Below are 11671 nucleotides of genomic sequence, written 5' to 3'. Positions count from 1 at the left end.
GTGCGGAATGCATCCCGTGGTGGGTCTCAAATTGGTTCTGGCACCCGGCACTGTAGAGACGCGAGATTTTGCGTCTCTACGCGGATGACCAATGCGGAAAACCCGACTGCCCTGTAGGGGCAGCATGTGGGTAGAAAATCGTCATTATCCAAAAATATCGCGTGCCGTAGGTACGCCCTGTGCAAACGGCTGTCTGAAAATGCACCGAAGTAGGTCTCTGACGTGCGCATCATCCCGATAATATTCGGGTAATTTTAGGAGGCCCCATTTTTTCGTATCTTCAGACGTCTTGCTTTCGGCATTATCGGAAGCTTTTTGTTTTTTTGAAATTGGTGATCAATGCAAATGTGGAGATCAGCCTTGACATCTCGCTTGGATTGAAAAAGTCAGCTATCATGGTCGCTGAAACGTTAAACTTAACTTTCACGCTAATCCAGGAGCTAATTATGACAATTACAAGCATACTTAAAGGTGTTTGGTGCGGAATGGTGTTCTTGTGAGGCAACCATGGTGGTTTTTCCAATCCAGGCGGGAGATGGGGTAGCTGTTCCGAAGCATTTTTGCACCCAATAGGGCGCCGGGGGTTCGATTCCCCCGCCTCACACCATTTTTTGTAGGCGCCATATTACTGTGGATGTATCTTTTTCGAACCCTCTCGCGGGGTTAAAAACTTGATCTGACACCCGGCATTGCAGAGACGCTATTCATCGCGTCTCGATTCGACCCGTCTATGCGATGCGGGCGATCGCGGTTGATAATAGGTTCGCTGCCCGTAGGCTGTCCCACAAATTGCCCAAGAGCCTGTAATTTGGTTTCTTGCCTGCGACCGGCTTCTCCACACCCCGGCCCCTCAACATCGGGGCGTTGAATGGAGTTGGAGGCTGTTCGAGCTAAATGGCCCTTCACACGCTTCTACCGGGGCCACCCCTCTCAAGAGGGGAGTTTGTATCCCAAGCAAAAACAATATTATGGCTCAAAATTGACACACTGACATACTGTGCTGTGACACACTGAAAATGGGGGCCACCCCTCTCAAGAGGGGAGTTTGTATCCCAAGCAAAAACAATATTATGGCTCAAAATTGACACACTGACATACTGTGCTGTGACACACTGAAAATGGGGGGCACCTCTCTCAAGAGGGGAGTTTGTATCCCAAGCAAAAACAATGTCATGGCTCAAAATTGAATCCCTGACATACTGCCTTAACTGACATACTGATCAAAAAAAAGCAAGGTGCTTTGAGACCGATTTGGGATGCCGGGAATCAGCACTGCTGACAGTGATGCTCTCGGAATTTTTCCTCACAAAAAAGAATGCCGGATTAATGAGGAAGTTTGGGGTTCAATGACCCTTTTTTTGCAGGCTTTTATTATACTGCATTATTTATCAGGGTCTCTGACATGACTTTTACTTCTATCACCATACAGGGCAACATTATTTCGCTGGAGATGCTGGATAAAATCCGGCAGGAACAGCAGCTTACGGGGCAGCAGGCGGCTGATTTCGGGTTTGGGAAAAATGATTCGCTGCGCGATCAGATTGGGCAGGCCTGGCAGGATGCCCGGCTGCAGTGGCAGATTTTTAGCGCCAAAATGGAGAAGCTGTCAGAAAGCGAGTACGGCACTGCCCAAACGCGCACAACCTGGATGCTGCCTTTTTTGCTCAACCTCGGCTATCAGGCAGAGAGCAGTACCGCGGAGAGCGTTGCCGGCAAAACGTATGCGGTTTCGCACCGGGAGAACCGGCTCGACCGCTTTCCGGTGCTCATTATGAGTTTTAAGGATGAGCTGGACCGTAAACCCGCAGGCGGTCGCCTGAGCATGTCGCCGCACGCCCTCCTGCAGGAGTACCTCAACAATAGCGATCATCTGTACGGACTGGTGAGCAACGGGCGCAGCCTGCGCCTGCTGCGCAATTCGGCCCGGCTTGCGCGCCTTGCTTATCTGGAGTTCGACCTCGAAAAAATGATGGAGGAAGAACTGTATCACGAATTCGCCCTGCTGTTCCGGGTGCTGCACGCTTCCCGCATGCCGCAAAGCCGGGAGAAGGCCGAAACCTGCCTGTTTGAGGGCTATCATCAGGATTCCCTTGATGCCGGCAGCCGCATCCGTGCGAAGCTGCGCATTGCCGTGAAGGAAGCGATGGAGGTGCTGGCCAACGGGCTGATTGCGCACCCTGCCAACACGGCTTTCGCGCAGGCGATACGCGAGGAGCAGGCCGACCCCGTCCGTTTTTACCGGCTGCTGCTGCGCACCATATACCGCATCATTTTTCTGGCTACCATTGAGGAACGCGACCTTGTATTTCCGCAGAAAAAAGCCGGGGAGGAAGGCTACGAAGCCGGGCTGCAGTACAAGCAGATCTACCGCGATTTCTACAGCCTGGAGCGGCTGCGCGGCCTTGCCGTTTCTGCTGCCTGGATCGATCCGCTGAAAACCGACCTCTGGCAGAGTCTGCTTACGTCATTCCGTTTGTTTGAGCCTACGCGCGCAGGCGAACAGATTGGCATTCAGCCGCTGGGCGGCAGCCTGTTTGCAGAACAGGGCCTTGAAGACGAGGTAAACCTGTACCGCCTCCGGCTTTCCAATAAACACACCCTTCAGATTCTCGGCAAGCTCACCTCCTTCCGGAATGAGGCCGGTGCCCTCGTGCGGGTGAACTACCGCGATCTGGATGTGGAAGAGTTCGGCTCGGTGTATGAAGCCCTGCTTGAGCTGCATCCTTATTTTAAAACCAACACGGCTACGCCCGTTTTTGCTTTCACGGAAGGCTCGGAACAAAAGCTCACCGGCTCTTACTACACCCGGCACGATCTCGTGGCACAGCTCATCAAAACGACCCTGATGCCGGTGATTCGGGAACGGCTGCACGGGGCGAAAGGGGCTGCGGTGCAGGCGCAGGCCCTGCTTAGCATCAAGGTCGCCGATACCTCATCCGGCTCCGGTCACTTCCTGATTGCCGCTGCACGGGTGCTGGCTTTTGAACTGGCGAAGGTACGGGCTGGTGAGGAAAATCCGGGTGAGCACTGGGTGCAGCAGGCCCTGCGTGATGTGATTCAGCACTGTTTGTACGGGGTGGATAAAAACCCCGCTGCCGTGGAGCTCTGCCGCATCAGCCTTTGGCTGGTCGGGCACAACAGCGGCAAACCGCTCACTTTCCTGGAGCATAAAATCAAGCAGGGCGATTCCCTGATTGGCGTTGACCGCCTCGACCGGCTTGCCGGACTCATCCCCAACGAGGCTTTTAAGGCAGCAAGCGGCGACGACAAGACTGTGGTGAATGCGGCGAAGAAGATCAACCGCGACTTTTTGAAAGCAAAACAGCTCGATGTGTTTCAGCAGCAGGGGAGCTGGGGGCAGGGTCAGCAGGAGCTGGCCGACCGTTATGAAGCCCTGAACGCGGCTGCGGTGGAGCGAGTGGAGGATTATTTCGCCAAGCAGCGCACCCTCGAAAAGCTGCAGCTCGACCCCGGTCTCCGGCACAAGCGGCAGGCCTGCGATCTGTTCACCTATGCTTTTTATCAGTCCTACCCCAAGGGCAGCAAGCCGGAGGACTGCGTAACGAGCGCCGATCTTGCGCTGCACCTGAGCGAGCCGCGGCGGGCACAAAACCTGAAAACAGCCCGTGCCGAGGGCCTTGCCGGGGAACAGCACTTCTTCCACTGGCCGCTCGAATTTCCGGACATCGCGCAGCGCGGTGGCTTTGATGTGATTCTGACCAATCCGCCCTGGGAGCGCATCAAGCTGCAGGAAAAGGAATTTTTTGGACCGCTTGATGATGAAATTGCCAACGCCCCGAATGCTGCGGCCCGGAAGAAGCTGATTGCGCGCCTGCCGCAGACCAAGCCTGCCTTGTGGGAAGCCTACCGGGCAGCGCTGCATGAGGGTGAATCGGCCTCGCGCTTCATTCGTGACAGCGGACGCTACCCGCTCACGGGAAGAGGCGACATCAACACCTACAGTATTTTTTCGGAACTTGTGAAGGATGCCCTCAGCGCGGAAGGCCGCGGCGGATTTGTGGTGCCGACCGGCATTGCAACCGACGACACCAACAAGTTTTTCTTCGCTGACCTGGTGGAAAGCGGTCGCCTTGAGTCGCTGTTTGATTTTGAAAACCGGAAGAAAATTTTTGAAGCGGTTGATAGCCGGTACAAATTTTCCCTCCTTACCATTGGTACTGCAGTGGCGGAACGGCGGATGCAGTTCGGGTTTTTCCTGCACGATGTGCTTGATCTGCAGGATGCGCGTCGGGTTTTTGGTTTGAGCCGTGAAGATTTTCTGAACATCAACCCCAACACCAAAACAACCCCGATTTTCCGCACCCGTCAGGATGCCGAGCTGACCGCGAAAATCTACAGTCGGGTACCGGTACTGGTGAATGAGGAAAAGGGGCAGAATCCCTGGGGTATCAGTTTCTCAACGATGTTTCACATGAGCAACGACTCCGGCCTGTTTCGCACCGAAGCCCAAATGCGCAGCGCGGGTTTTACACTGATGGGGAACCGTTTTGTGAAGGGGGAGGAGGTTTGGCTGCCGCTGTATGAGGGAAAATTCTTTTGGCATGATGATCATTGGTGTAATGATTATTTATATGCTAAAGACCGAAATAAAACCCGAAGATTAACAAGTTCTATAAAGGATGAATGTGAAGTAACTATTATTCCCTGGTACTGGATTTCTTCTGATAATGTAGGTTACTTAGATCGTAATAATTGGTTTGTGGGATTTAGGGATGTAACTAATAATACAAATGAAAGATCTTTTGTTTGTTCAACATTGCCTAAATCAGGTGTTAATCATAAGGCACCATTATTTTTTTTGAATAATGGAATTAAAAAATTGGCTTATTTGCAAAGCCAATTAAATAGTTTGATTTTCGACTATTTTGTGCGTCAGAAAATTGGTGGAACATCGATGACCTATTTTTATGTCAAACAATTCCCAGTTATTTCGATAGATATTCTAGATAACTCAATATCGATTATTGCAAAAATACACGAGCTGATTTACACCTCCTGGGACATCAAAGCTTTCGCCGATGATCTCTGGCGGGAGGCGGATGAGGGGCTGCGTGAGGCGATTCGTCAGCAGTGGGAGGACAACGCTCGCGAGACCGGCGGTCACCCGTGGGAGATTCCCGACTGGTACACGGCCTACCCCGAAATCGTGTGGGTTCCGGAGCCGGAATATCACAAAGCAAATGGTGATATGCGGGAGGGGTGTCCGCTGCCGCCCTTCAAATGGGATGAGGAACGCCGTGCGCGATTGCGCGCGGAGTTAGACGCGCACTTTGCGCTTCTGTACGGTCTGGAGCGCGACGAGCTGCGCTACATCCTCGATCCGCAGGACGTGCACGGTTCCGATTTCCCCGGCGTGACCTTCCGCGTGCTCAAAGACAAGGAGCTCCGCAAACACGGCGAGTACCGCACCCGCCGCCTCATCCTCGAGGCCTACGACCGCCTGCGCCCCGCCTGGGACATGGAAGCACACCTCGCCAAAATGCAGGAAGTCTGGGAAAAGTATCAGGTAGATTTGACGAAAAAGAAGAAGAAACCCAAGGCTAAGGCTAAGGTTAAGGCTAAGGCTAAGGCTAAGGCTAAGGCTAAGGCTAAGGCTAAGGCTAAGGCTAAGGCTGAGGCTGAGGGTGTAAGTGAGCCCAATCAGGTTAATGCACCCGGTGCGGCCTACGGGCAAGACAAGGATGAAGCTCCGGAACAGGGTTTCAGTATAAAACGCGTATCGCGCAAAAACCTCCCCCCAAGCGCGACAAATCAGGGCGATTTGTTTTAGGGGTTTAGCCGTGTGACAAAGAACAGAAAGGAGATTTAATGATGCACCTATCAGATGAACTCAAAGCGAGAATGGCGCAGATTAACGCGCTTATTAAACAGCATAAATATAATGATGCGGTAAATGATATTTATGCCTTGAAGCGGGATTACAAGGGGATTGAAATCCCGGAATATGAGCGGTTTTTAGAATGGTATGTTAGGGATATGCGTGATCGCATAGCTGGTACTCTTGAACGGGAACCGCAAGCGTGGTTTAATGCAGCATATGATTCATATAAAAAAGGGTATAAGCTTATCGCAGTACTTACATGGGAGTTTGCAGAGGCTTGCAGCCCGGAAGGGAAATATCCGGGTGCGTCCAACAATCGCGGACTTGCATTACAAGAATTAGGCCATTACGAAGCAGAGATTGGGGCGTATGAGAAAGCGGAGGGGGATAGTCCGGAGGGGAAATATCCGGATGCGTCTTACAATCGCGGAATTGCATTACGAGAATTAGGCCGTTACGCAGAAGCGATTGGGGCGTATGAGAAAGCGGAGGGGGACAGCCCTGAAGGGAAATTTCCGGTTGCGTCGAACAATCGCGGAAATGCATTAGGAAAATTAGGCCGTTACGCAGCAGCGATTGGGGCGTATGAGAAAGCGGAGGGGGATAGCCCGGAAGGGAAATTTCCGGTTGCGTCTTACAATCGCGGAAATGCATTACGAGAATTAGGCCGTTACGCAGAAGCGATTGGGGCCTTTGAGAAAGCGGAGGGGGACAGCCCGGGAGGGAAATATCCGGATGCGTCTTACAATCGCGGAATTGCATTACGAGAATTAGGCCGTTACGAAGCAGCGATTGGGGCGTATGAGAAAGCGGAGGGGGACAGCCCTGAAGGGAAATTTCCGGATGCGTCAAAGAATCGCGGATATGTATTAGAAAAAATAGGCCATTACGAATCAGCGATTGGGGCCTTTGAGAAAGCGGAGGGGGATAGCCCGGATGGGAAATTTCCGGTTGCGTCTTACAATCGCGGATATGTATTAGAAAAATTAGGCCATTACGAGGCAGCGATTGGGGCGTATGAGAAAGCGGAGGGGGACAGCCCGGAAGGGAAATTTCCGCTTGCGTCAAACAATCGCGGAAATGCATTACAAAAATTAGGCCGTTACGCAGAAGCGATTGGGGCGTATGAGAAAGCGGAGGGGGACAGCCCGGAAGGGAAATATCCGGATGCGTCTATAAACAAAGCAATATTGTATTACAATATTGGAACCTATCCCAAAGCCATTGAGGCCTGTAATAAAGCGGTAGCCGACAGCAAGGATACCTATGTGAAAGCCCGGGTATATTGGTCAAAAGCGCTGTTCGCGCAGGGCAGGAAACCTCAAGCCTACAAGCAGGCGGTTAAGGCCATCCTCATCGATAGCAATGATTTGTTTGGAATCGGCCATTTATGCGCCCAATTTAAAGAGGAGGCTGTAATTTCGGCTGCCGCTTTCAAACGATACCAAAACCGGCAGGCCTACCTGCTGCAGAAAAATATTGAAAGCCGGCCCGATAATGTGCAGGCTTACGGCAAGGACACGCTCGACAAGTATGAGCTGCCCGTTTTTGATCAGCTTGATAAATTTTTGCTCATACTGGGCTTTGAAGCGCTCACGCCCTCACTCTCCCTGAGCTTTCAGGAACGCCTCACCCTTGCCTACCTAACCGCCTACAGCCATCAGCAGCCCTGGCGAACCTACGATTTCATAGACAATAATCTCGACAGCAGGTTTGCCCTCAGCGATATGGACCTGTACTTCTACCTGTCTTCTTCCTACCACATCGCAGATGATGTCACAGATTTAACCTCGACGGCCAACCTTGGCGCCCCCAAAGAAGACCCGATTTTTTATGCGGCCTTCCAAACGCTCAGCCAAGCTATAAAAAGCGCCGAAGAGAACAAGCAGTTTGCTGACGAATACCTGCTCGAAATCAACCCTGAGTTGCTCAAAATGCGCGACCGGCAAATCCTTGAAACCAACCGCAAGCCGGAAATCAACGATGCCTTAGCCGCCATCTTAGATCAGAAGCCCTATGAAATCCCCATGAGCGATACCGAGCTCACAGGCATGCTTGTGGGGTATTTGGTACAGCAAAAGGCTTTGGCTGTGCCGGATTACGTTGAAACCCAGGAAAAAAAACTTGCCCTTAAAAATTTCAGAAATGAGCTCTTAAGCACAAAAAGAGACTACAAAGACCTGGCAGCACTGACCCGGAAAATGATTCGGGTTGGTGTTCCCTATCAGCTTGCATTTTATGAACTTACAGAGGTTTATATTCAGGCAGAGCAAGACTCTGATCGCCACAATATTGCCATTATGAAGGTTGTGGCACTGGTATCCCATTATCTTGACTATCTTGAAAAACCGATCCATGAAAGTATACTTTTTGAAGCAGCTGCATTTATGATACCGCAGATCAGTGAAATCATTCCGCCTCCATATAAAAGATTAGCATCCGTAACCTTAACGTTACTGGTTGCAGCGGCTAAAAAAACGCTCAAAGACAACCACAAAAAAAATGTTGAAACAGAGTTTGAGCGCATACTAAGCGAGCTGAGATAAGGCCTGGGTTCCTCAAGCCCATAGTCTGAATATTTGTCCATCTAAGCATCCCAAAAACCATCATCCCCTGAACCAACACGCATGGATTACTTTACTTCCTTCACAGAATCTGGTCTGAATGAATTTATTCGCAAGACCAAAAAACAGCTCCTCCTCTGCCTGCCCGCCCTGCACAAACAAACCGCACAGGCCCTATTGGAGCTAAACCAAAGGCGCTCCAGCCCTGATATCCGCCTGATCATCGACTTCGATTCTGAAACCCTCCGTCGGGGTCATGGCGATTTTGAAAGCATCGCCATGCTGCGCGAAGCAGGCATACCCATGCAAACCATGCCCAAGAACCGCATCTCTTTCATCATTTCCGATGATACGGGCTACTACCTCTTCACAGAATCCCGCATACTGGCATCAGGCGAAACGCCTTATCTCAACGCTGTTGCAATCGATAGGATTAACCTCTTAAAGATGATGTACTTTTTCTTCAAGACGGTGACGCCTCAGGAATTAATAATAAATGTCAAAAAAACGATGGAAGCGGAAAGGGAAATGGCAGACTATAGCCACATATTAGTTTTAATGCAGGCTGAGCTTAAAAAAAGCAATCCGATTACGGACGAGAAGTTCGAAGAAGTAAAAAAGGACATTGAAAAAAATCCGCCCCTCAAACCCGATTTCAGACGCATTGTAGATTTTTACTCCAACAAATTTCAATATGTGAAACTGAAGTTTGAGGGGGGTAATATTAAATACAAAAAGGTAACCATACCCAAAGATGCCCTGCCCATCAATAATTCAGATTTAAAAAATAAACTGGAAAGTAAGCTGAATGTATTTAATAAAGGTGTGATAGATAAATACTTTCAGCCATTAAATGAATTTCAGAAAGGCTTAAGTAAAATTCGGGAGGTATATTTGAGCAAAATGCCAAGCAGAGATGAAAGTTTATTGAAAGTTGAAGATAAAATTAAGTTTGAGATAGAAATTGAAAAAATGAAGGCAAGGTTACACCATGTTGGAAATGAGTTGGTATTTGGGCTTTTCAATCAAGTTAATGAAGTAAAAGAAGATTTTAGCACTGAGTTAAGAGCTTTTTTGGAAGAGAATAAGGAAAAAATACTAAAGGAAAGGTTTAAGATATATAAAAATGATAAAGAGCGTATGTCGTATTTTATTAACGATTACTTGCAGAATATAATTAATAAGATTAAATGGCCCAAGATTCCTGAATTGATAGATAGGATGATGTTAACTGTTCGCTATAGCGACATTACTTATGAAGACTTAAGAGATGAAGAATTCCTCAATGAGCTTGTAGAAAAAGGAATAATTGATTCCGCTGATTATCATCAAATTACAGATATGGAACAAGGCTTAGGGTTAAGCGATGCTTGAAACGGTGAAATATCCGGTTGCCATCAATTTTGTTGATGGGAACCTACAATTTGACCTTCTTTTTGTTGATCGGGATCAACAAAGGTAAAGATTCCAAAACCCTGGAGGTTTCGAAAACCTACAGGGTTTTTGCCGCTGTTTTTTTCGATGCAGTAGAGCAGAGACGCGAGTCATCGCGTCTCTGCGCGTGAAGTTCGGGGGTAATTATCGGTTTCTTGTCAGTGGGCTATTCAATCAATTGCATCAGTGCTGGTAATTTGTTTTGTGGCTTTGAGCGGCATCTCCACACCCCTCCCCGCTGGCATTTGGGGCTTTGATAGGGTTGGGGTGCTGTTCGGGTTTGGTTGTCCCTAACGCGTTTCTTCCGGGGGCACCCCTCTCGAGAGGGGATTTTTAAGTGCCTTTTTAATAATGGTATATGCTTCCTGTATAGGTGGTTGTTTTGATTTGAAATGAATAGCCCTGAAAGGGCGATATATCACAGCCCGGGGTGTCAACCCCGGGTTCACGGACCACACCCGAATACAGCCCTGAAAGGGCAGCATACCTCCGGAGCGCGATGCCTGAACGGATGGAGCCGTTCCAAGATGATGGCCTTGGGGGTTTTGGGGTTAATTCTTGTTTTCGTGCTCGTGGGTGGGGGCGTCTATTGCCTTTGTGATGGTAATTTGTTTTATGGCTTTGGTCCGCATCTCCACACCCCGCCCCGGAGGCATTTGGGGCTTTGATAGGGTTGGGGTGCTGTTCGGGTTTGGTTGTCCCTAACGCGTTTGTTCCGGGAGCACCCCTCTCGAGAGGGGAGTTTTAAGTGCCTTTTTAATAATGGATTATGCTTCCTGTATAGGTGGTTGTTTTGATTTGAAATGAATAGCCCTGAAAGGGCGACATACCATAGCCCGGGGTGTGAGCCCCGGGAAATTGGTCCCCATTCACGACAGGAGCCCTGAAGGGGCGGCATACCATCGTGATTGATGTTTGCCAGAGGTGTTCGGATCGTGCATGCTCATTGCGGGTAAGGCCGGTAATTTGACTTCTGGAGGCCGTATGTGCTTCGTTCCTACCTTTAACGAATTATCAGGTTGCACCAAATTTAAAAGGCTTCGACCAACTCTCCCACACCCCGCCCCGCAACCTTCTGATTTTTGAATAGGCTCAGATATTGTTCCGGCGACAAACCCCAATCAGCTTCTGATTGGGGGCACCCCTCTCAAGAGGGGAATTTAAAAGCTCAGTTTTTACAATAATATTTGAGCCTTATTTGCATGCTCTTTTTTTTTGGCTGGAATCCATATACGAACACGGAGCCAAAACTCCCCTCTGCGAGAGGGGTGCCCGGGTGAGCGTAGCGAACGGGCGGGGTGTGACAGCCGATATGCCGGTATTCGCCACTTTACGCCACGGAATGAAAACCGAACGTCCGGATTGGGTCGTAAATCATTTCCACAAACTGACTGCAGCCCTTAAAGGGCGACATACCACCGGTGTTGGGTTTCGAATCATACACAACCATTACGGATACGGCGGGTATTTTATTTCCGGAGTCGCACCAGCGTCGCTTCTTCCTTTTATAGCGACTCAGCTTGCACTGAAATGCATAGCCTTCGGTCAGTATTCCCACACCCCGTCCCGCCACCATCGGGGCGTTGAATGTGTGCAGAAACAATTTCGGCACCACAAACCCTCACAAACTCCTACCGGGGCCACCCCTCTCAAGAGGGGAATTGATAAGTGCCGTGATAATAATAACTTTCCTGACCCTATTTAGATAGTTTTTTTGACTAGAAAGTCCTTAAAAGCCACGAAGCCAAACTCCCCTCTGCGAGAGGGGTGCCCGGGTGAGCGCAGCGAACGGGCGGGGTGTGACAGCCCCTGTGCCGGTATTCGCCACCTT

At 49.9% G+C, this 11671-nt stretch carries 3 protein-coding genes; all 3 read left to right on the top strand.

The genetic code is table 11. The features are described from left to right. Positions 1-1402: 1402 nt before the first annotated feature. The 3 genes from CYPRO_RS09810 (at position 1403) to CYPRO_RS09800 (ending at position 9780) form a co-directional block, all read left to right on the top strand. Positions 1403-5791, top strand: coding sequence for an Eco57I restriction-modification methylase domain-containing protein (locus CYPRO_RS09810; RefSeq protein WP_124245584.1), 4389 nt, complete (start codon positions 1403-1405; stop codon positions 5789-5791). Positions 5792-5829: 38 nt separating this feature from the next. Continuing rightward, on the top strand, positions 5830-8388 hold the full coding sequence (locus tag CYPRO_RS09805; protein WP_114984448.1) for a tetratricopeptide repeat protein: 2559 nt from the start codon (positions 5830-5832) through the stop codon (positions 8386-8388). An 81-nt stretch (positions 8389-8469) separates the two neighbouring features. Next, on the top strand, positions 8470-9780 hold the full coding sequence (locus CYPRO_RS09800; RefSeq protein WP_114984447.1) for a hypothetical protein: 1311 nt from the start codon (positions 8470-8472) through the stop codon (positions 9778-9780). Positions 9781-11671 lie beyond the last annotated feature (1891 nt).

The organism is Cyclonatronum proteinivorum (assembly GCF_003353065.1).
In the GTDB taxonomy this organism is placed as follows: domain Bacteria; phylum Bacteroidota; class Rhodothermia; order Balneolales; family Cyclonatronaceae; genus Cyclonatronum; species Cyclonatronum proteinivorum.
The sequence above is the reverse complement of the archived record's forward strand: the minus strand, read 5'-3'. Positions and strand labels throughout refer to the sequence as shown.